Origin of the sequence: Pseudomonas fluorescens (assembly GCF_000802965.1) — a bacterium.
Classification (GTDB): Bacteria; Pseudomonadota; Gammaproteobacteria; order Pseudomonadales; family Pseudomonadaceae; genus Aquipseudomonas; species Aquipseudomonas fluorescens_A.
In genome coordinates, this window is sequence record NZ_JSAK01000017.1 from 161,779 (window position 1) to 183,645 (window position 21,867).

Below are 21,867 nucleotides of genomic sequence, written 5' to 3' on the forward strand. Positions count from 1 at the left end.
AATCAAGGGAATCCAAAATGGCTGCTGACCAATCCTCCCCCGCCCTCAAGGAAATCTTCAACGCCGAACGCCTCCAGCACATCGCCACGGAAATGACCGCGGTCTATCCCGCGTTTGATGCCAAGGCGTTCCTGAAACTGGCCAATACCGGTTTGGCGGAGTTGTCGGTGATGCAGCGCATGGCCCGTGTCAGCGAATGCCTGCACGCGGTGCTGCCGCTGGGTTATGAAGCCTCGCTGGAGGTATTGCGCGCCCTCGCCCCGCGCCTCAACAGCGGCTTCGTCAGCATGTGCCTGCCGCATTACGTGGCGACTTACGGTGCGGAGCGCTTCGAGTTATCCATGGACGCGCTCAAATACTTCACGGCGTTTGGCTCCTCGGAATTCGCGATCCGCCATTTTCTGCGCCGCGATATCGAACGCACGCTCAAGCTGATGTACGACTGGTCACTGGACGACAACGAACACGTTCGGCGCCTGGCCAGCGAAGGTACCCGCCCGCGCCTGCCATGGTCGTTCCGCCTGGAACAGATCCAGGCCGACCCTCGCCTGGCCGCCGACATTCTCGACAACCTCAAGGCCGACAGCAGCCTTTACGTGCGCAAGTCCGTGGCCAACCACCTGAACGACATCACCAAGGATCATCCGGACTGGGTACTGGACCTGATCGAGGGTTGGTCGCTGGACAACAAGCACACCGCGTGGATTGCCAGGCATGCCCTGCGCAGCTTGATCAAACAGGGCAATCAGCGCGCCTTGGCGATCATCGGCGCCGGTGGCAAGCCTGAAGTCGAGATTATGGATGTGCAGGTCAATCCGCCGGTGATTGGACTCGGAGAAAAAATCACCCTGTCGTTTGCAGTCAAATCCACGGTCGCAGCCAGTCAGCGCCTGGTGATCGACTACGCCATCGACTATGTAAAAGCCAACGGCAGTACCTCGGCGAAAGTCTTCAAACTCAAGGCCCTGACGCTGCCCGGCCAGAGCACCGAACACCTGAGCCGTGGTCAGCACATCAAGGAACTCACCACCCGCCGGCATTACGCGGGCAAGCATGCGGTGCATGTGCTGGTGAATGGCGAACGCCTGGCCAGTACGGCCTTCGAAATCCTCGCCTGATACGCGCTCCCCTGTAGGAGCTGCCGAAGGCTGCGATCTTTTGATCTTTTAAAATCAAGATCAAAAGATCGCAGCCTTCGGCAGCTCCTACACGGGATTAGCAGACTTACAGCCAGCACTCTTCCACCTTCAGACTCCGTTAAGAAACGGCCCGGATACTCCTCCCATTCTTTCCCGGGAGGCGCCTGCCAATGCCCCAAATCCACTGGAACATCCCTTTGCCGCTGCGCTTCGGCCACGCCGAGACTCCGCAGATGAGCCTGGCACAGGCATTGCCTGACGAACCGGCGCGCCCGGTCTTCGAAGCTTTTATCCAGCACCGTTTCCGCAAGGCTCACGGCGCCGACATCCGTCACTTCATGCCGGAACTGTTCGGCATGAGAAACGCGGCCGAAGAACTTTGTGCGGTGGTCGGCGTGCGCCTGGCGGATGGCGAACGGTTGTTCCTCGAACGTTATCTGGACGAACCGATCGATCCGCTGATCAGCGCTGCTGCCGAGCACCCCGTGGACCGGGCAGCCATCGTCGAAGTGGGCAATCTGGCGGCCAGCGATACCGGCAGTGCACGCCTGAGCATCATTGCCATGACCTACCTGCTGGCCATGGGTGGCCTGGAGTGGGTGGCGTTCACCGGTAACGTCGGCCTGGTCAACAGCTTCCATCGGCTTGGCCTGAAGCCGATAACCCTGTGCGCCGCTGACCCCGCCCGACTGGGTGGCGACCGCGATAGCTGGGGCAGCTATTACGAAAGCAAACCCTGGGTACACGTTGGCAACATCCGCGCCGGGTTCATTCACTTACGCAATATCGGGATGTTCAGTCGACTGGGGTTACCGTCGTCTTTTGAGGAGGCCAGCCATGTCGCCTGAAACCGAGCACTTGCGACAGGTCCTGCGTATTTATGCAGAATGTCAGCCCCACACTATTGCCTTGTGGGGCGATCATCTGAAGCTGGATTACGCCACGTTGTACGCCGAAGTGATCGATCGCCAGCAGCGCCTGCGCGAAGAAAACGTCCAGGTAGTCGCATTGGCGCTGGACAACGGCGTCGACGCGATGCTCTGGGACCTGGCCATACTGTTCGAAGGGCTGACCTGCCTGACGCTGCCGCCGTTTTTCAGCCCGTCTCAACGCAGCCACTGCCTTGAACAAAGTCAGGCCGAACTGGTGATTGCCGAGCCGGAAATGGAAGCCGAATTTCAGATGCACGGCTACCAGAAGCAAGGTGCATTCTGGCGACGCACGTTCAGCGGTCCAAAGCGCATACCGGAAGGCACCGCGAAACTGACTTTCACCTCTGGCACCACCGGCACGCCGAAAGGCGTATGCCTAAGCGCCGAGAGCATTCTGCGGGTCGCCCGCGAGCTGGATCAGGCCAGCAAACCCGCCCATCCGCAACATCATCTCGCCCTGCTGCCGTTGGCGATCCTGCTGGAAAATCTAGGGTGTTATGCCGCGTTGTACGCTGGCGCGACGCTGAGCCTGCCCAGCCAAAAGGTCTTGGGCATTCAGGGCGCCAGCGGCGTTGATGTGCCACGTCTGCTCGGATGCCTGGCCACGCGCGCGCCCCAAAGCCTGATCCTGGTGCCGCAGTTGTTGCTGATGCTGGTCAACGCTGCCGAACAAAAAGCCTTTAACCCTCACTCACTACGTTTTGCCGCCGTGGGCGGTGCGCGGGTGTCCGCAGAGCTGCTGCAGCGCGCGCAGAGGATCGATCTCGCGGTTTACGAGGGCTATGGATTGTCCGAATGCGCGTCCGTGGTCTGCCTCAATCGTCCTGGCGAGCACCGCCCGGGCAGCGTTGGCCGGCCCCTGCCCCACGTGGAGATTCGGCTGGCGGACGACGGCGAAGTACTGATCAAGGGTTCGACCTTGTTGGGCTATCTGGGCGATACGCCGAACGCTGATGAGTGGTGGCCCAGTGGCGATCTCGGTGAATTCGATACGGAGGGTTTTCTCTACCTCAAGGGGCGCAAGAAACACCAATTCGTGACCAGTTTCGGTCGCAACGTCAACCCGGAATGGGTCGAGGCCGAGTTGACTCAACGTCGGCATATCGCCCAGGCCTTCGTCTACGGCGAGGCCATGCCACACAACCACGCGCTGCTCTGGCCCCATCGACCCGACTGCACCGATGAACAATTGGCCGCTGCCGTGGCCGAGGCCAACGCCGATTTGCCCGACTACGCCCAGGTCCATTACTGGAGTCGCCTGAATCAGCCCTTTTCCCCCGCCAATGGCTTGCTCACTGCCAACGGCCGGCCCCGGCGTGACGCCATCGTCGAGCGTTACCGGGCACAGCTGACTGAATCTGTATTTTCCGAGGAACGCGCATCATGAGTTTTTTCGACACGCTGCAAGAGGCGACCCATCAAGAACGCCATGAGCTGTTCAATCTGCCGATCATTCTCGACGCCCTCGAAGGCCGCGTCAGCCTGCAAAGCTACCGGGCTTTTCTGACTCAGGCCTATTACCACGTGCGCCACACCGTGCCGCTGATGATGGCCTGCGGCGCACGCTTGCCCTCGCGCCTGGAATGGCTGCGCGAGGCGGTGTGCGAGTACATCGACGATGAATACGGTCATGAAAAATGGGTACTGGATGACATCGAGGCCTGCGGCGGTGACAAGGCTGCGGTACGCAGTGGTCGGCCGGCCTTGCCGATTGAATTGATGGTCAGCTTCCTCTACGACCTGATTGCCCGGGACAACCCTGTGGGGCTGTTCGGCATGGTCAACGTGCTGGAAGGCACGAGTATCGCCCTGGCCACCCATGCCGCCGGCAGCATTCGCGAGCGCCTGGAGCTGCCGGAAAGCGCGTTCAGCTACCTCAGCTCCCACGGTTCACTGGATATCGAACACATGCAGACTTACCGTCGGTTGATGAACACACTGGACGATCCGGACGATCAAGCCGCCGTCATTCATGCCTCCAAAGTCGTGTACAAGCTGTACGCCGACATGTTCCGTGGCTTGCCGCGTGACGGGGAGGACCTGCATGCGCCTGTCTGAAGCTCGCGTTGTATTGACCGGTGCCAGCGGCGGCATCGGCCTGGCCATCGCGACAGCACTGTGCGCCGCCGGGGCGCGAGTGCTGGCCGTGGCACGGCATCGGGAACCATTGGCAGCGCTGATCGAACGTTATCCGCGAAACCTGTGCTGGATCGGCGCTGATCTGACGGTTGCCACCGACCGCCGTGAAGTGCTGGCGGAAGCGCAAAGCATCGGCGGCATCAACCTGCTGGTCAATGCCGCCGGGGTCAACCATTTCGCCATGCTCGATCAACTGGATGACAGCGAGATCAACGCAATGTTGGCGGTGAACATCAGCGCGCCGATCTGCCTGACCAAACTCCTGCTGCCGCTGCTCAAACGGGCCGACAGCGCCATGGTGGTGAACGTCGGCTCTACCTACGGCTCCATTGGCTACCCCGGTTACGCCAGCTATTGCGCCACCAAGTTTGCCTTGCGCGGGTTCTCCGAAGCGCTGCGCCGGGAACTGGCGGACACCCGCGTGAGCGTGCTCTACGTCGCCCCGCGCGCCACGCGCACCAGCATGAATAGCCCGGCGGCACAGGCATTCAATGATGCCATCAAGGCCAACGTCGATGACCCGAAAACCGTCGCCACCGCGGTCATCCACGCCATCGCCGGTGACCGTCGCGACTTGTACCTGGGCTGGCCGGAACGCTTTTTCGTACGCCTGAACAGCTTGCTGCCCAACCTGGTTGATCGTGGCCTGCGCAAGCAATTGCCATTGGTACGTCGTCTGAGCCAGAAACCCGACAAGGAGAATCTCGAACCATGAAAAAAATCGTCGCTTGCCTGCTGATGGGTGCGCTTAGCCAGAGCGTCTGGGCGCTGGACGCCGCCGATCAACAACGGCTGAACGGTATCCAGCAAAGTTGGGCGCACATTCAGTACGAGGTGCCGGAGGACCAACGCACCGCCGCTTTCGAAAAACTCGCCGCCCAGGCGTCAAGCTTTACTCAACAGCGACAGTCTGTGGCGGAAGCGTGGATCTGGTCCGGCATCGTCACCAGCAGTTGGGCCGGTGCCCAAGGTGGGCTCGGCGCCCTGAGCAAGGTCAAGGACGCGAAGGCTGATCTGGAAAAAGCTTTAACCCTGGATCCCAAGGCTTTGCAAGGCTCGGCCTACACCAGTCTCGGCGCGCTGTATGACCGCGTGCCGGGCTGGCCCATTGGTTTCGGCGACTCGGACAAGGCCGAACAATTTCTCAAACTCGCCTTGCAAATGAACCCGAACGGCATCGACAGCCTGTACTTCTGGGGTGATCACCTCTACCGTCAAAAGCGCTACAGCGAAGCCAGGACAGCACTGCAAAAAGCCTTGCAGGCCTCCCCAAGACCAGGGCGCGAAACCGCCGATGCCGGGCGCCGCAAAGAAATCGAAGCGTTGCAGGTGGACGTGAACAAGAAACTCGACTGACAGGAGTCCGTGTGCGCTTATTACTGATCGAGGATGACGTGGCCTTGGGCGAAGGCATTCACCAGGCACTTGGCCGCGAAGGTTATACCGTCGACTGGGTGCAAGACGGCAGCAGTGCCCTGCACTCGTTGCTCAGTGAAGCTTTTGACGTGGCGGTGCTCGATCTGGGCCTGCCGCGCATGGACGGCCTCGAAGTGCTGCGGCGCCTGCGTGACAGTGGCTCCAACCTGCCAGTGCTGATCCTCACCGCCCGGGATGCCACCGAGGACCGCATTGCCGGGCTGGATGCCGGGGCTGACGACTACCTGATCAAGCCGTTCGACCTCGCGGAACTCAAGGCGCGTCTGCGTGCCTTGTTGCGGCGCAGCGCCGGCCGCGCCCAAGTGCTGATCGAACATGCCGGCATCAGCCTCAACCCCGGCACCCAGCAAGTCAGCTATCAGGGCGAACCGGTGGCGCTGACGCCCAAGGAATATCAACTGCTGCACGAACTGCTTTCACCTCCGGGCCGGGTCATGACCCGCGATCACCTGATGCAGTTGCTGTACGGCTGGAACGAAGAAGCCGAAAGCAACACCCTGGAAGTGCACATCCATCACCTGCGAAAGAAATTCTCCACCGACCTGATTCGCACCATCCGTGGTGTCGGCTACCTGGTGGAGGAGCGTCGATGACTTCGATCCGGCGTCGCACCCTGACACTGATCATCGGCTTGATGCTCGCTGGTTTAGCCGTGATCAGCGTGTTGAACCTGCACGACAGCAACCATGAAATCGCCGAAGTCTATGACGCCCAACTGGCGCAAAACGCGCGGTTATTGCAGGGCGTGATGCGCATGCCCATGGCCAGCCAGGAACACGCCGATTTGTACCAGGCATTCAACAAGGCGTTGGGCGAGGCGGTGCCGCGGGTCGATGGCCATCCTTATGAAAGCAAGATTGCCTTTCAGGTCTGGAACCGACAGGGCGAAGTGCTGGTGCACACGGCCAGTGCACCCGCCTTCACCGCGCCGCCGACCAAACCCGGTTTCAGCGATGTGGTGGACCTGAACAACCGCCACTGGCGCGCGTTCCTGCTGGAAGACAAACAGACTGACCTGAGGATCTGGGTCGGTGAGCGCGATGACGTGCGCGCCGATCTGGTGGATCGCATCGTGCGTCACACCCTGTGGCCCAACGTACTGGGCAGCCTGATGCTGGCGGCGATGGTCTGGCTGGCCATTGGTTGGGGTCTCAAACCCTTGGCCGATATGGCGGCGACGTTGCGGGCCCGGCACAGTGGCTCGCTGCAACCACTGCACCTGACACCACTGCCCAGCGAACTTGAACCGATGCAGGCAGCGCTCAACCGCATGCTCGCGCAGATCCAGGAAGTGCTCGGACGAGAGCGGCGCTTCATCGCCGATGCCGCCCATGAAATGCGCACGCCCCTTGCGGTATTGCGGGTCCACGCGCAGAACCTGCTGGAAGCCGGCACCGAAGATGAACGCCGTGAATCCCTGGCGTTTCTGATCAGCGGGGTCGACCGTACCAGTCGTCTGGTCAACCAATTGCTGACCATGGCCCGGCTCGAACCCGACACGCAGCCAGCGGCCCTACGCCTCATCGACTTGACCGAAGCCGTACGCGACAGCCTGGTTCAGCTTAGCCCCTGGTTGCTGAGCAAAAACCTGGAACTGGTCTTCGACGTCAGCGACCGGCCTTGCATCGTGGCGACGGACGCCGCTGCGATCGACATCGCCTTGAATAACCTGATCACCAATGCTGCGAATTTTTCCCCTGAGCACGGCGTGATCACGGTGCGATTGAGTCAGGCCGAGGGCTTCTATCACCTGAGCGTCGAGGATCAGGGACCGGGGATCGAAGAAGCGGATCGCACCCGCCTGTTCGAACGTTTCTACAGCCGCGGCAACGCCCAGGGCGCTGGATTGGGGCTGACCATCGTCAACACCATCGCCACCCGTCTGGGCGGACGGATCACTCTGGTTAATCGCCCCGAGGGTGGGTTGCGCGCGACCCTGACGATTCCAAACACCCAGCCACCCGAAGCCTGAACGCCCCTGTCGGAGCTGCCGAAGGCTGCGATCTTTTGATCTTGATTTTAAAAGATCAAAAGATCGCAGCCTGCGGCAGCTCCTACACGGGATTGGGGCCGAGCAACAGGTCCTGCTCACGCTCACACAACTCCACCACGTAATCCCACATCACTCGCAGGCGCACTGACTTGTGCAGCTCGCGGCGGGTGCTCATCCAGTAGCTGCGCAAAATACTTTCGTCAGGAAACAACGGCACCAGTCCGGGATCGGCGCTGGCCATGTAGCACGGCAGCACCGCGATCCCCAGCCCTGCGCGGGCAGCCTGTTGCTGGGCGATGACGCTGGTGCTGTGGAAGACCACCTGCGGGTTGCGGCAGAAGCTGTTGAGGAACATCAGTTCCTGGCTGAACAGCAAATCGTCGACATAGCCGATCCAGGCATGCCGACCAAGGTCTTCGCGACTGCCCAGCGGTGGCGAGCGGTCGAGGTAGTCCTGACTGGCGTACAGCGCGAGGCGATAGCCGGTGAGTTTGCGTGTGACCAGCATGTCAGCCGCCGGGCGTTCGAGGTGAATGCTGATTTCCGCTTCGCGATTAAGAATGCTGACAAAGCGTGGCACTGCCACCAGTTCCACTTCCAGCCCCGGATAACGCTCGAACAAGCCGTTCATTCGGCTGGAAAGGAACATGATGCCCAGCCCTTCGGTAACCCCGACTCGAATCTTGCCCAGCGGCGCGGTGGATTGGGTGATTTCTTCCTGGGCCAACAACGCGACGTTTTCCATCGCTTCGGCGTGTTTAAGCAGCGCTTCGCCCGCCGGGGTCAGTTCATAACCCTGGGCATGCTGGACGAACAACGCAGTGCCGAGGCTTTTTTCAATGGCCTCGATGTGCCGCGCCACGGTGGCGTGGGTGGTGTTCAAACGTCGGGCCGCCGTCAGCAAACGCCCGCTACGCTGCAACTCGAGAAAAAACCTCAGGTCATTCCAGTCGAACATGACTCATCCTTGGGTGCAGGTGTTTAAAAACGCACAGCAGGTGCGCAAAAACTAACATTCTTTTGACGAAAGCTAACAACTAGGATGACCGACAACAAGAACAACAAGAACAACAAGACGAGGTCAGGGATGCAGTCTTCCCTTGATGAATACGACTACATCGTAGTCGGAGCCGGGCCGGCCGGTTGTTTGCTGGCCAATCGACTCTCGGCCAACCCGCAACATCGCGTCCTGCTGCTTGAAGCCGGTGGCCGCGACAACTATGCGTGGATTCATATCCCCGTCGGTTACTTGTTCTGTATCGGCAACCCGCGCACCGACTGGTGCTTCAAGACCGAAGCGCAACCAGGCTTGCAAGGCCGAACCCTGAGCTACCCGCGCGGTAAAGTGCTGGGTGGCTGCTCTTCGATCAACGGCATGATCTACATGCGCGGCCAGGCCGGCGACTATGACAGCTGGGCCGCCGACGGCAATTCGGGCTGGAGCTGGCAGGACGTGCTGCCGCTGTTCAAGAAAAGCGAAAACCACTTTGCCGGCGATTCGGACTTTCACAGCGGTGCCGGTGAGTGGCGAGTCGAACGCCAGCGCCTGTCGTGGCCGATTCTCGATGCTTTCCGCAGTGCTGCCGAGCAAAGCGGCATTGCCAGCATCGATGATTTCAACCAGGGCGACAACGAAGGTTGCGGCTACTTCCAGGTCAACCAAAAGTCCGGGATCCGCTGGAATGCGGCCAAGGCGTTTCTCAAGCCGATTCGTCATCGCCCGAATCTGACGGTGCTGACCGGCATCGAAGTTGACCGCGTCTTGCTGGAAAACGCCCGGGCTTCGGCGGTCAGCGCACGCTGGCAGGGACAGGCGAAGACCTTCAAGGCACGCAAGGAAATCGTCCTTTGCGCCGGTTCTGTCGGTTCGCCGAGCATCCTACAGCGTTCAGGAATTGGCCCTCGCCCACTGCTGCAACGCCTTGGCATCGGCGTCGCCCACGAACTATCGGGGGTGGGCGGCAACCTGCAAGATCACCTGCAACTGCGCCTGATCTACAAACTGGAAAACGCCCGAACCCTCAATCAGATCGCCGGCAACGTTTGGGGCAAGATGGGCATGGGCCTGCGTTATCTGTATGACCGCAGCGGCCCGCTGTCCATGGCGCCGAGTCAGTTGGGGGCTTTCGCTCGTTCGGGACCGGAACAGACGTCGGCGAACCTTGAATATCACGTCCAGCCGCTGTCACTGGAGCGATTCGGCGAACCGTTGCATGCCTTCCCGGCATTCACCGCATCGGTCTGCGACTTGCGTCCGCAAAGTCGTGGCCGGGTGGAAATCCGTTCCGCCAACCCGCAGGAATCACCGCTGATTCAACCCAACTACCTGAGCCATCCGGAGGATTTGCGCGTCGCGGCCGATGCCATTCGCTTGACCCGGCGCATCGTTGCCGCGCCGGCGCTGAAGGCGTTCAACCCGGTGGAATACTTGCCCGGTGATAGCTTGCAAAGCGAGGAGGAACTGCACGAAGCCGCCGCACGAATCGGCACTACGATTTTTCATCCGGTCGGCACTTGCCGGATGGGCAACGATGCCGATGCGGTGGTCGATGCGGAACTGCGCGTACACGGCATTCCGGGCCTGCGTATCGCGGATGCCTCGATCATGCCGAGAATCACCTCCGGCAACACGTGTTCACCTACGCTGATGATCGCGGAGAAAGCCGCACACATGATCCTCAACCCCAGCACAAGGAACATCACGCCAGAACTGGAACTGGCAACGATTACATGAATCACCCTGTAGGAACCGGCTTACTGGCGATAGCGTCCCTGAGATCGCCATCGCCAGCAAGCCGGTTCCTACAGGGTGCGAGGACACACGGAACATCACGTTTGAAGACCGACGTACACCCGATTTATGGATAAACGCGACGCCAGCCCACAAGGCCGGCGCCGACAGTGGAACAACAAAAACAATCACTGTGAGGGATACCGATATGTCAGAACATGTTCAGCCCCTGGAAGCCGTGCGCAGCGCGGGCACCAGCCAGGAAACCCAGAAAGTCATCTTCGCCTCGTCCCTCGGGACGGTCTTCGAGTGGTATGACTTTTTCCTCTACGGCGCCCTCGCGGCGGTGATCAGCAAGCAGTTTTTTGCCGGGGTCAACGACACCACCGCGTTTATCTTCGCCCTGATGGCTTTTGCCGCCGGGTTCATTGTCAGGCCGTTCGGCGCCTTGGTGTTCGGTCGGTTGGGGGACATGATCGGGCGTAAATACACCTTCCTCGCCACCATTATCCTGATGGGCCTGGCGACCTTCTGCGTCGGCTTGTTACCGACCTACGCCAGCATCGGCATCGCCGCACCGATCATTCTCGTGGTGCTACGCATGCTTCAGGGCCTGGCCCTGGGCGGCGAATATGGCGGCGCCGCGACTTATGTGGCGGAACACGCGCCTATCGGCAAACGCGGTTTCCACACCAGCTGGATTCAGTCCACTGCCACCCTCGGCCTGTTGCTGTCGCTGCTGGTGGTGCTCGGTTGCCGCTACTTCACCGGCGACCAGTTCGAAGTCTGGGGCTGGCGCATTCCGTTCCTGTTCTCGATCATTCTGCTGGGCATCTCGACGTGGATTCGCCTGAGCCTGCACGAGTCGCCTGCGTTCGTGAAAATGAAAGAGGAAGGCAAGCTCTGCAAGTCGCCGATCCGTGATTCCTTCGGCAAATGGGAAAACCTCAAAGTCGTGCTGATCGCCCTGTTCAGCATCAACGCCGGGCAAGCCGTAACCTTCTATGCGGCGCAGTTCTACGTCCTGTTCTTCCTCACCCAGTTCCTGAAAATGGACCCGGCCGTGGCCAACGGCTTGCTCATTGTCAGCGTGACCATTGGCGCGCCGTTCTTCATTTTCTTCGGCTGGCTGTCGGACAAGGTCGGGCGTAAACCGATTCTGATGCTCGGCCTGCTATTGGCCACCGCGCTGTATTTCCCGATCTTCAAGACCCTGGCCCACTACGCCAACCCGGCCATCGACCAGGCCAGCCGCCAGGCACCGATCACCGTGCTGGCCGACCCGGCGACCTGCACCTTCCAGTTCGATCCCGTGGGCAAGGCGAAATTTGATAGCCCATGCGACAAGGTCAAAACCTTCCTGGTCAAACAGGGTCTGCCCTACCAAAGCGCTGTGGCACCGGCCGGCAGCGGCGTGCAAGTGAGCGTCGGCGACGTGAAGATCGACGGTTTCGACGAAGCCGCCCTGCGTGGCGCAGTGACCCTCGCCGGTTACCCGCAACAGGCCGACATGCAGCAGATCAACAAACCAATGATCGTGGCGCTGATTGTCGCGCTGATCATCATCTCCGCCATGTGCTACGGCCCGCTGGCGGCGCTGATGGTCGAACTGTTCCCGACCCGCATCCGCTACACCTCGATGTCCCTGCCCTATCACATCGGCAACGGCTGGTTCGGCGGCTTCCTGCCAACGGTGTCGTTTGCGCTGGTGGTGTACACCGGCGACATTTTCTACGGGCTCTGGTATCCGGTGCTGATCACCGGGGTGAGCCTGGTGGTGGGGATGATCTGCCTGCGTGAAACCCGCAACGTCGACCTCGACAAAAACTGACAGCCGACGCAAAAAAAACGCCCCGCAAATGTGGGGCGTTTTCGTTAATCTGACCCTAGACTCGACAGCACACAGCCCCGCCAATCATCCGACCGAGGCAACCGCATGATCATTTCTTCTGCATCCGACTATCGCGAGGCGGCCCGTCGCAAGCTCCCGCGCTTTCTGTTCGATTACATCGATGGCGGCGCTTATGCAGAGCACACACTGCGCGCCAACAGCGCCGACCTGACGGGCATCAGCCTGCGTCAGCGAATTCTGAAAAACGTCGAGACCCTGAGCCTCGAAACCAGCCTTTTCAATCAACCCCTTGCAATGCCGATCATTCTCGCGCCGGTCGGTTTGACGGGCATGTTCGCTCGCCGGGGTGAAGTGCAGGCTGTAAGAGCAGCGCAAAACAAAGGCATTCCCCTGTGTCTTTCAACGGTATCGGTGTGTTCGATCGAAGAAGTCGTCGCCCAGAGCCAGCAACCCATCTGGTTCCAGCTGTATGTGTTGAAAGACCGCGGCTTCATGAAAAATGCCCTGGAGCGCGCGAAGGCCGCCGGGGTGAAGAATCTGGTGTTTACCGTGGACATGCCCACGCCCGGTGCCCGCTACCGCGACGCACATTCGGGGATGTCCGGTCCTTTCGCGTCATCGCGACGAATGCTGCAGGCCATGACCAAACCCGACTGGGCCTTCAACGTCGGCCTCATGGGGCGGCCGCATGATCTGGGGAACATCTCGAAGTACCTCGGCAAAGCCGTCACGCTCGAAGACTACATGGGCTGGCTGGCCAACAACTTCGATCCGTCGATCAGCTGGAGCGATCTGGAGTGGATACGTGACTTCTGGCAAGGCCCGATGATCATAAAAGGCATTCTCGATCCCCAGGATGCCAAGGACGCAGTGACTTTCGGCGCCGATGGCATTGTCGTGTCGAACCACGGCGGCCGGCAACTGGACGGCGTGCTATCCACTACCAAGGCATTGCCGCCGATCAAGCAAGCCATCGGTGATGACCTGACGGTGCTGGTCGATTCGGGCATCCGCTCGGGGCTGGACGTTGTACGGATGCTGGCACTGGGGGCGAAAGGCGTGTTGCTGGGGCGTTCAATGGCCTATGCCTTGGCCGCCGATGGCCAACGCGGGGTGGAAAACATGCTGGATATATTCGCCAAGGAAATGCGCGTTGCCATGACCTTGACCGGAGTGACGTCCATTGACCAGATCGATGAATCGACACTGGTGCCTGCGCACTGATCCCATGAAAAAACCCCACGCACACGAGTGAATGGGGCTGTTTCAGGTGTGCATTTCAGACTTCAGCGTCGAGTAACTCAAACTTGACCTGATCAGGATAGAACGCCATGTAACCGCGTATCTGATCCACTGAAATTTTCGGATCTTCATAACTCCATACCGCGTTGGCGCCTTCGTGCCCGGGGATTTGCAGGCTGAAGTAACTCGCATCTCCCTTGTAGGGGCAATAACTGGTGTGATCGGTGCGAGCAAAGTATTTTTCGTCGATGTCCTCGCGCGGGATGTAATAGACCGGTGGATAGTTGGCTTCCAACAGAACCAGCGCCCGTGAGGTCGCCGCTACCTGCATCTCATGGAATTTAACCAGCAGGCAGCCAGGCTGCTCGGCAATGGTGATGACAGGACTAGGACCGGTGCTTTTCATGGAAGACGTTCCTCATGACGGTAATGAACCTGTGGGAGCCCCGTTTTCCTGTGGCGAGGGAGCTTGCTCCCGCTGGGCTGCGCAGCGGCCCCGATAACGGAGTTTGCGATCAAACAGGTATAACCCATGTTTGGCATTCATGACCGCTGCGCAGCCGAACGGACGCCAGAAACACAAAGCTGTACATCCATACAGATAAAGATTGCCCCCGCGCGCATCAACCGCCATTCTGTGCACCTCCCCGGACACTGATCGACGATGGTGGTTATGCGGCTGTACCTCTGTGAAAAACCTTCCCAGGCCAAAGACATTGCCGCCGTGCTCGGCGCCAAACGCCGTGGCGATGGCTGCTGGCTGGGAACGGACGTCACAGTGACCTGGTGCATCGGCCATCTGCTGGAAACCGCACCGCCGGATGCCTATGACGCGCGTTACAAGCGTTGGGTGCTGGCGGACCTGCCGATCATTCCGGACAAATGGAAAATGACCGTCAAACCGCGCACGGCCAGCCAGTACAAAGCGGTCAAGCGCCTGCTCGGTGAAGCCTCTGAATTGATCATCGCCACGGACGCCGACCGTGAGGGCGAGATGATCGCGCGGGAACTGGTAGAGCATTGTCGCTATCGAGGGCCGATCCAACGGCTTTGGCTGTCGGCACTGGACGATGCCTCAATCCGCAAAGCCCTCGCCGCGCTCAAACCGGGAGCCGAGACCTTCAGCCTCTATCATTCTGCGCTGGGCCGCTCCCGGGCCGACTGGCTGATCGGCATGAACATGAGTCGTTTGTTCACCTTACTAGGGCGCCAATCCGGGTATCAGGGCGTGTTGCCGGTGGGCCGGGTGCAAACGCCGACGCTGCGTCTGGTGGTGGACCGCGATCGCAGCATTGCCGACTTCGTACCGGTCGCCTACTGGGCCATTGATGTACAACTGCTGCACGACGGAACCGCGTTCACCGCCCAATGGCGGGCGGCTTCCGAGGTTTGCGACGATCAGGATCGCTGCCTGAATCAAGCGTTGGCGCAACAAGCCGCTGCGGCGATGATGGGTGCGGAGAGTGCCAGGGTGATCAAGCTGCGCACCGAGCGCATGCGCGAAGTAGCACCGCTGCCCTTTGATCTTGGTACTTTGCAAGAAGTCTGCTCGAAGAAGCTCGGCCTCGGCGCCCAGGAAACCCTCGACATCGCCCAGGCGCTCTACGAAACCCACAAAGTCATCACCTACCCGCGCAGCGATTGCGGCTTTCTGCCCGTCAGCCAGCACAGCGAAGCGCCGGGCATTCTGGCGGCGTTGCGTCAGGCCGATCCGGCACTGAACGCCTTGCACGATCATCTTGAACCCCAACGGCGTTCCAGGGCCTGGAACGATGCCAAGGTCAGCGCGCACCACGGCATCATCCCTACCGCGGCGGCGAAGAACCTCGAACGCCTGACCGGCAAGCACCGCGCGGTCTATACGCTGATCCGGGCACGGTATCTCGCGCAATTCCTGCCCAATCATGAATACGATCGTACCCAGGCTGACTTCGACTGCGCCGGTGAAGCGCTGCGCGCGGTCGGCAAACAGATCGTCGAACCTGGCTGGAAGCGCGCCCTGCCCGAAGCGCTGGCTCCGGCGAAGGGTCGCGAAGCACCGGCGCCGCAAACCCTGCCGAACCTTCGAGAAGGGATTGAGTGCGCGGTGGCCAACGTGCAACTCAAGGATCTTTGGACGCAACCGCCCAAACCGTTCACCGAAGGTGACCTGATCAAGGCGATGAAGAACGTCGCCAAACTGGTGGAAGACCCTCTGCTCAAGCAAAAGCTCAAGGACACCACCGGTATCGGCACCGAAGCGACCCGCGCTTCCATCATCCAAGGCCTGCTCGATCGCGGTTATCTGATCAAGAACGGTAAAGCCCTGGCCGCAACTCCCGCGGCGTTCAGCCTGATCGATGCGGTTCCGCGTGCGATTGCCGATCCGGGCACCACGGCCATCTGGGAGCAGGCGCTGGATATGGTGCAGAGCGGGGAAATGAGCCTTGAAGAATTCGTCACCAAACAAGCGGCATGGATGAGCAAACAAGTCGCCCGTTGTGCCGGCCTGAGCCTGACCATCAGCGGCCCGGCAAATCCTGCCGGGCGTGGCGCAGCACCTTGGAAAAACAAGCGCAAGCCGGCCAAGCGCAAACCATCGAGTGGCAACAAACGCACGGTCAAGGCCTGAACCCTGTGGCGAGGGAGCTTGCTCCCGCTGGACTGCGCAGCAGGCCCTCTTTTTTGGGGGCGCTACGCACCCCGGCGGGAGCAAGCTCCCTCGCCACAAATCAATCCCCACAAGTCCATCGTCGTACAAACTATCCTTGACTGACTGATATCTGGAGTCGTCAGTTATGCCCACGATAGAACTGCACGCAGCCCAGCGCGACGAACTGGAAACCATCGAAAACCTGATGCAGTTCTACACCTACGACTTCAGCGAATGGTTGCCGCTGGAACTCGGTGAACACGGTTTTTTCAACCTCCTGCCCCTGCCCGACTATTGGCAAAAACCCTCAACCCGGCCGTTTCTGATTAAGGTCGACGGCGAACTGGCCGGTTTCGTGACCGTGGATGACGAAACCCATCTGCGCGGCGCTGAACACAACATCGGCTACCTGTTCGTCAGCCGACGCTTCCGTGGCCGGGGTGTCGCGAAGTTTGTCGTTTCCACCCTCTTGAGCCGGTTCCCCGGTCAATGGCAGATTCTCCACATTGAGGCGAACGAGCCAGCGCGGCTGTTCTGGATCGCCGTCATGCCTGCTCTGACGAATGGCGACTTTAGCCTGCATAGCCAGTCGATTGGCGGCTATCGGTGCACGCTCTACCGCTTTGAAACAACGCAGCCTACCCCAATCCTGTAGGCGCTGCCGAAGGCTGCGATCTTTGCGTTGTCACCCGCCCCGCCGCCCTTCGACCTCCCCCTGTTAATTCCAAAACGACTTTGTCAGACAATATGTAGTGCATAAAAATATTCACTACAAAACCGTTGACGACTCCGATTTGCCCTTGCATGATGCAGACGTCTCCCCGATCGGGAGTACAGGCAACACGTTTGAGCAAGCTCGTCTGACCGCCGAGCTGTTATTTCCGGATACACGCTGCCCACAAGGCAGATTGAAGAAGCTGACCTGGCCTGAACGTCCAGTACAAGGGCGAGAAGCGCTGGCGATCCATCCTCAAGAAGCTTGTGGCCGACCCTGAAAGCGTCGGCAGTGGCCTGAAGGTTATCGCCGCTTCTCTTCGTTGTGACGCTATTGCGTAGCAGTTATTCAACACGACTACATGCAACAGACGCGGGACCCCGTCGACTTTGACGGACGACTGCTGACGTCCTGGTTACGGTGCCAGGGATCAACTAACCGGTGGGCTACTTGTATTAGCGACTCAACTTTGAAAGATCACCAAATGGTCAAGGGGTTTTTATGATGAATCTGAACAATCAACCAACTATCGAAGAACTGGCTCGTATGTTCGCTGCGCAAAAAGACAGCCACGACAGCCATATTCTGTGGATCAGCAAGTCGGGCCAGGTTCATATCGACTGCCTGTCGCCACATGCCCATGAAGCCGAATTTGACCAGAACAACCAGAATCTGCTCGCCCGACTGAAGATGTACCGTCGCGGCCAGGGCTACGTCGGCAAGAAAGCCGCGGCCGACAAGGACTTCATCGGTAATGTTCTGCAAACACTGAAACAAGCGTGGGCATCAATGCAGAACCAGAACGAAGTTCGGGTGATTGATCGGTTCTACTAATTGAAGTGAGTGATTAATCACTCATTAAAAGAAAAGGGCCCGCTCTCAATAAGAGCAGGCCCTTTTTATTGCCTCCGATTTACCATATCCCCTTGCTCGCGATAGCGCTGTGTCAGTCGCCAGGGATGTTGGATGTGATGGCCTCCTCGCCAGCAAGCCGGCTCCTACAAGGGGATTGGGTTGGCCACAAGACACGACACGATCCACTGTAGGAGCAAGCTTGCTCGCGATAGCGGCGTGTCAGTCGCCAGGGATGTTGGATGTGATGGCCTCATCGCCAGCAAGCCGGCACCTACAGGGAATGGTGGTGGTCAAAACGTCGCAGCACCCAACACCAACTCCAAAAATGCCAACGCCGCCGCACTGTGATAGTTGTTCTTACGCCGAAGCAACGCAGCCCCGCGCTTCGGCCCCTCGCCCATCAATGGAATCCTGCTCAATGCACGCTCTGCGCTGGCGATGGGCTCCGGGAGGATCGTGGCAATGGCTGTGTGTTGAATGACCTCCAGCAACGTATTGACTGAATTGACCTCAATGGCCACCTTCGGCGTGATCTGCTCCTTCATGAAATACTCATCGATACAGGTGCGGGTAATGAAGTCCGGGGTCAGCAGCGCAAACTGCAATTGCGCGACGTCTTCAGCGGACAACACCGCCTGACGCTCATACAGCGGATGAGCCCGGCCCACCATCAACCCCAACGTCTCGGTAAATGCCGGGATCGACTCGATGTCGGCATTTCTCACCTGGTCAAAGGCAATCGCGATATCCAGCGAATCATCCGCCAACCCCGCTTCGATATCGGCCATCGACAATTCGAAAATCTCCAGATGGATGTTCGGGTATCGCACCACGTAATCGCGTACCAACGGCCCGACCAGATACGCCATGAAGGTCGGTGTCATGGCCAGGCGCAAGGTGCCGCGGGACAAATCCTTGACGTCATGCAGCGCCCGCTTGCCCGCCTCCAGTTCCACCAGCACCCGCCGGGCGCACTCGATGTAGGCCTCTCCCGCATCGGTGGGCTTGACGGTGCGCGAGGTCCGGTCGAACAGGCTGACGCCGAGGGTTTCTTCGAGTTGGCGGATCTGTTGCGACAGGGTCGGCTGGGAAACGTGCAGTGCTTCGGCGGCCCGGGTGAAGCCGCCATGGTCGGCGACGGCCAGCAAGTAACGCAGATGACGCAACAACATGGGATCACCCTCTATAGGCTGTGCTTATGCGTTGCATTGTATATCGGTCTTGGACGCTATGGATGGATCGGCAGAGGATGGCTTCACACCCAAGCACCTCCCCACTGCGACAGGAGATACACCATGCAACAGTCCCACGCCTACAACGATCCAAGCCTGGCCCTGACCACCGAAATCCTCGACGCCAAGGCGCGCAAGAACCTGTCCTGGCAGGATCTGACTGACGGCACCGGCCTTGGCCTGGCTTACGTCACCGCCGCCCTGCTCGGCCAGCACCCGTTGCCGGAAAGCGCCGCCAAAGTGATCGGCGAAAAACTGGAGCTGGACGCCGACGCGGTCGCCCGTCTGCAGATCATCCCGTTGCGCGGCAGCCTCACGGGTGTTCCGACTGACCCGACCATCTACCGCTTCTACGAAATGATCCAGATCTATGGCACCACGTTGAAGGCGCTGGTCCATGAGCAGTTCGGCGACGGCATCATCAGCGCGATCAACTTCAAGCTCGACCTGAAGAAAGTCGAAGACCCGGAAGGCGGCTCCCGCGCCGTGATCACCCTTGATGGCAAGTTCCTGCCGCTGCGTCCTTTCTAAGTTGATACCGGCCCGCGCTTTGCTGCGGGCCACACCCGATTCACCCATGAGGACGCCACCATGCAAGCGCTCATCGACGGTTTTTTGAAATTCCAGAAAGACGTCTTTCCACAACGCACCGATCTGTTCAAACACCTGGCCACCACGCAGCACCCGGGCACTTTGTTCATCACCTGTTCCGACAGCCGTGTAGTGCCCGAACTGTTGACCCAACAAGAACCCGGTGAGCTGTTCGTGATCCGTAACGCCGGTAACATCGTGCCCTCCTACAGCCCCCATCCCGGCGGTGTGTCGGCCACGGTGGAATACGCCGTCGCGGTGTTGGGCGTGACTGACATTGTGATCTGCGGCCATTCCGACTGCGGCGCGATGACGGCAGTTGCCAAGTGCAAATGTATGGATCACCTGCCCGCTGTCAGCGGCTGGTTGCAACACGCGGAGTCGGCAAAAGTCATCAACGAATCGCGGCCTCACGCAGATGAAGCGGCAAAGGTCAGTTCGATGGTGCGTGAGAATGTCATCGCGCAACTGGCGAACATCCAGACCCACCCGAGCGTGCGTCTGGCCCAGGAGAAAGGCCTGTTGAACCTGCATGGGTGGGTGTACGACATTGAAACCGGCTCGATCGATGCGCTGGATGCTGGCAGCCGTACGTTTGTGTCGCTGGCCGAGCACCCAGGCACCTGCGCCGTCTATGGCAGAGTGGTTGAGGCTGCGTGATCAGCGTCACAGCGACCGCCATTGCAGCGGTCGCTGTGGTTTTTTTAGCGCTTAACGCCCAGATCGATCTGGGTCATGCGACTGCGAATGGTGAACACGCCATCGCCCGAAAGAATCGCACTGCGCGCAAACAAGCGACCACTCTCCCAGTTCGACAGGCCCAGTTCCGGCTTGTTGAGCGCGTACTGACCATCGACCCAACGGGTGATCCCGTTGCCAACAAAAGGTGCGTTAACCGCGTTGTAGAAACGCTCCTGCGTCGCTGCGTCTTCACTGAGGAGGGACACGGTGAACTGCGGGCTGTAGCGATTGAACAAGGCGATGGCGTTGTCCAGGTCGTCGACGATCTTCAGGCTGACTTCCGGGGTTTCTTCCCACTCCCATTCGCGGCCCAATTGATCTTCCGGCAACGCCTCGGCCAGTGCTTCGGTGCGGTAGCCTTCGGCGCGATAAACCTCCACGCTGGCGGTTCGCCAATCTGCCGGCAGGAACGATTCGCTGCCTTCTACGATATGCAACTTGCAGCCTTGACCGCGTGCCTTGCCAGCCTGTTGCAGTGCGTCGAGAAACAGCGGCACCAGTTCGGCGGCGCGGTCGCGCTGGATCAGGCAGACGTTGAGGGTGTTGCAGACCTTGCGGTCGAGGGAGTTGCGCACCACGGCGGCAAAGCGCGTCGCATCGGCGCCAGTGTCGGCGATCAACCAGGCGCCGCCCGTGCCGTGCAGGCTGACGGCGGTGCCGGCCTGCTGCGCGATGCTGCCCAGTTGACTGACGGCACGGCCCGAACCACGCGCCACGGCCAGCGACAGACGACGGTCGGCGAACATCGCCCAACCAGCGGCGTGATTGACGCTTTCCACGAGCGACACCGCGCCGGTCGGCAACCCGGCGTCGTTCAGTGCCGGGTTCAATGCGTGAGTGACGATAGCTTGAGCCGTGCCCAACGCATCGCTGCCAATGCGCAGCACTGCGGTGTTACCGGTGCGCAGTACGCCAGCGGCATCGGCGAAGACATTCGGGCGACCCTCGAAGACGAACGCGACAATGCCCAGCGGTGAGACCACTTGCTCCACTTTCCAGCCGTCGTGCTCGACGCAACTGATCACTTTGCCACGGGTGGCCGACGCATCGCGCCAGGCGCGCAGACCGGCGATCATGTCGCGGCGCATGCGTTCATCCGCCAGCAAACGCGTGGTCGAACGCCCGCGTGCCTTGGCCCGTTCGATGTCGGCCAGGTTCGCGGCCTCGATCAAGGCCCAGCATTCAGCCGTCTCCAGGCGTTGCGCGAACAAATCGAAAAAGGCGCTGATGGCCTGATCCGACACCTTCGACATCGCCTTAAACGCCGCTTCGGCACGCTCGATCGCGACGGCAGCCGCTTGCTGGTCAGCCACCGGAATCAGCAACAACTCGCCGCTTACCTGTTCCACCAACAAGTGGTCACCGGGCTGGAAGCGTGCCGCCAGTTCGGGGCTTACCACAGTGACACGATTGCCAGCGAAAGGGATCGGCGTGCCAGCGACTAGACGTTCGAGCGCAAGAGACATGAAGCGGTATCACCATGCAATGGGCGGGCGGAAAATGTATAGCAAAACACCTGTGGGGGCGAGCCTGCTCGCGATAGCGGACAGACAGGCACATTGATTTCGACTGGCCTGGCCTCATCGCGAGCAAGCTTGCTCCTAAAGGGATATGCGGTGGCTGGTGATTGCTACGT

The 21,867-nt window shown here is 60.0% G+C and carries 20 protein-coding genes; 16 read left to right on the plus strand and 4 right to left on the minus strand.

What is annotated here, in order from left to right:
• Positions 1-17 precede the first annotated feature (17 nt).
• From NL64_RS15190 to NL64_RS15225, 8 genes are all read left to right on the plus strand, one after another.
• On the plus strand, positions 18-1,118 hold the full coding sequence (locus NL64_RS15190; RefSeq protein ID WP_034148885.1) for a DNA alkylation repair protein: 1,101 nt from the start codon (positions 18-20) through the stop codon (positions 1,116-1,118).
• Between the two features lie 191 nt (positions 1,119-1,309).
• On the plus strand, positions 1,310-1,987 hold the full coding sequence (locus NL64_RS15195; RefSeq protein ID WP_034148886.1) for a thermostable hemolysin: 678 nt from the start codon (positions 1,310-1,312) through the stop codon (positions 1,985-1,987).
• Positions 1,977-3,458, plus strand: coding sequence for an AMP-binding protein (locus NL64_RS15200; protein WP_034148887.1), 1,482 nt, complete (start codon positions 1,977-1,979; stop codon positions 3,456-3,458). The genes NL64_RS15195 and NL64_RS15200 overlap by 11 nt, the downstream gene beginning before the upstream one ends.
• On the plus strand, positions 3,455-4,129 hold the full coding sequence (locus NL64_RS15205) for a TenA family transcriptional regulator (protein WP_034148888.1): 675 nt from the start codon (positions 3,455-3,457) through the stop codon (positions 4,127-4,129). Before NL64_RS15200 ends, NL64_RS15205 begins: the two co-directional genes overlap by 4 nt.
• Complete coding sequence (locus NL64_RS15210; RefSeq protein ID WP_034148889.1) at positions 4,116-4,925, plus strand: SDR family oxidoreductase; 810 nt, start codon at positions 4,116-4,118, stop codon at positions 4,923-4,925. Before NL64_RS15205 ends, NL64_RS15210 begins: the two co-directional genes overlap by 14 nt.
• Positions 4,922-5,566: a tetratricopeptide repeat protein gene (locus NL64_RS15215; RefSeq protein WP_034148890.1), complete on the plus strand. Its 645-nt coding sequence runs from the start codon at positions 4,922-4,924 to the stop codon at positions 5,564-5,566. The genes NL64_RS15210 and NL64_RS15215 overlap by 4 nt, the downstream gene beginning before the upstream one ends.
• Positions 5,567-5,577: 11 nt before the next feature.
• On the plus strand, positions 5,578-6,240 hold the full coding sequence (locus tag NL64_RS15220; RefSeq protein ID WP_034148891.1) for a response regulator: 663 nt from the start codon (positions 5,578-5,580) through the stop codon (positions 6,238-6,240).
• Positions 6,237-7,619, plus strand: coding sequence for an ATP-binding protein (locus NL64_RS15225; protein WP_034148892.1), 1,383 nt, complete (start codon positions 6,237-6,239; stop codon positions 7,617-7,619). The genes NL64_RS15220 and NL64_RS15225 overlap by 4 nt, the downstream gene beginning before the upstream one ends.
• An 82-nt stretch (positions 7,620-7,701) precedes the next feature.
• Here the strand turns inward: NL64_RS15225 and NL64_RS15230 are convergent, their stop codons facing one another.
• Entirely contained in the window at positions 7,702-8,598 is an 897-nt protein-coding gene (locus NL64_RS15230) for a LysR family transcriptional regulator (protein ID WP_034148893.1), read from the minus strand.
• 129 nt (positions 8,599-8,727) lie between these two features.
• Between NL64_RS15230 and NL64_RS15235 the strand changes: the two genes are divergently transcribed.
• From NL64_RS15235 to lldD, 3 genes are all read left to right on the plus strand, one after another.
• Positions 8,728-10,374, plus strand: coding sequence for a GMC family oxidoreductase (locus tag NL64_RS15235; RefSeq protein WP_034148894.1), 1,647 nt, complete (start codon positions 8,728-8,730; stop codon positions 10,372-10,374).
• Positions 10,375-10,579: 205 nt separating this feature from the next.
• Positions 10,580-12,202, plus strand: a complete 1,623-nt coding sequence (locus tag NL64_RS15240; RefSeq protein ID WP_034148895.1) for an MFS transporter — start codon at positions 10,580-10,582, stop codon at positions 12,200-12,202.
• A gap of 105 nt (positions 12,203-12,307) precedes the next feature.
• Positions 12,308-13,447 (plus strand): FMN-dependent L-lactate dehydrogenase LldD, encoded by a 1,140-nt coding sequence (gene lldD / locus NL64_RS15245; RefSeq protein ID WP_034148896.1) that lies wholly within the window; start codon positions 12,308-12,310, stop codon positions 13,445-13,447.
• A 55-nt stretch (positions 13,448-13,502) separates the two neighbouring features.
• On the opposite strand, the gene NL64_RS15250 is transcribed toward lldD, so the two are convergent.
• Positions 13,503-13,871: a DUF427 domain-containing protein gene (locus tag NL64_RS15250; protein ID WP_034148897.1), complete on the minus strand. Its 369-nt coding sequence runs from the start codon at positions 13,869-13,871 to the stop codon at positions 13,503-13,505.
• 267 nt (positions 13,872-14,138) lie between these two features.
• On the opposite strand from NL64_RS15250, the gene NL64_RS15255 reads away from it, so the two are divergent.
• The 3 genes from NL64_RS15255 (at position 14,139) to NL64_RS15265 (ending at position 17,646) form a co-directional block, all read left to right on the plus strand.
• Positions 14,139-16,076: a DNA topoisomerase III gene (locus NL64_RS15255; protein WP_034148898.1), complete on the plus strand. Its 1,938-nt coding sequence runs from the start codon at positions 14,139-14,141 to the stop codon at positions 16,074-16,076.
• Positions 16,077-16,242: 166 nt separating this feature from the next.
• Entirely contained in the window at positions 16,243-16,752 is a 510-nt protein-coding gene (locus NL64_RS15260; protein ID WP_034148899.1) for a GNAT family N-acetyltransferase, read from the plus strand.
• A 564-nt stretch (positions 16,753-17,316) separates the two neighbouring features.
• Positions 17,317-17,646, plus strand: coding sequence for a hypothetical protein (locus NL64_RS15265; protein WP_034148943.1), 330 nt, complete (start codon positions 17,317-17,319; stop codon positions 17,644-17,646).
• A gap of 311 nt (positions 17,647-17,957) precedes the next feature.
• On the opposite strand, the gene cynR is transcribed toward NL64_RS15265, so the two are convergent.
• Positions 17,958-18,839, minus strand: coding sequence for a transcriptional regulator CynR (cynR, locus tag NL64_RS15270; protein ID WP_034148900.1), 882 nt, complete (start codon positions 18,837-18,839; stop codon positions 17,958-17,960).
• Positions 18,840-18,962: 123 nt separating this feature from the next.
• Here cynR and cynS point away from each other — a divergent pair, with 123 nt between their 5' ends.
• Complete coding sequence (gene cynS / locus NL64_RS15275) at positions 18,963-19,430, plus strand: cyanase (RefSeq protein WP_034148901.1); 468 nt, start codon at positions 18,963-18,965, stop codon at positions 19,428-19,430.
• A 60-nt stretch (positions 19,431-19,490) separates the two neighbouring features.
• Positions 19,491-20,150: a carbonic anhydrase gene (locus NL64_RS15280; RefSeq protein ID WP_034148902.1), complete on the plus strand. Its 660-nt coding sequence runs from the start codon at positions 19,491-19,493 to the stop codon at positions 20,148-20,150.
• A gap of 44 nt (positions 20,151-20,194) precedes the next feature.
• Here NL64_RS15280 and NL64_RS15285 read toward each other — a convergent pair whose 3' ends face one another.
• The gene (locus NL64_RS15285; RefSeq protein ID WP_034148903.1) at positions 20,195-21,697 is read right to left on the minus strand and encodes an aldehyde dehydrogenase family protein; all 1,503 of its coding nucleotides are present in this window, start codon (positions 21,695-21,697) and stop codon (positions 20,195-20,197) included.
• Positions 21,698-21,867: the final 170 nt, after the last annotated feature.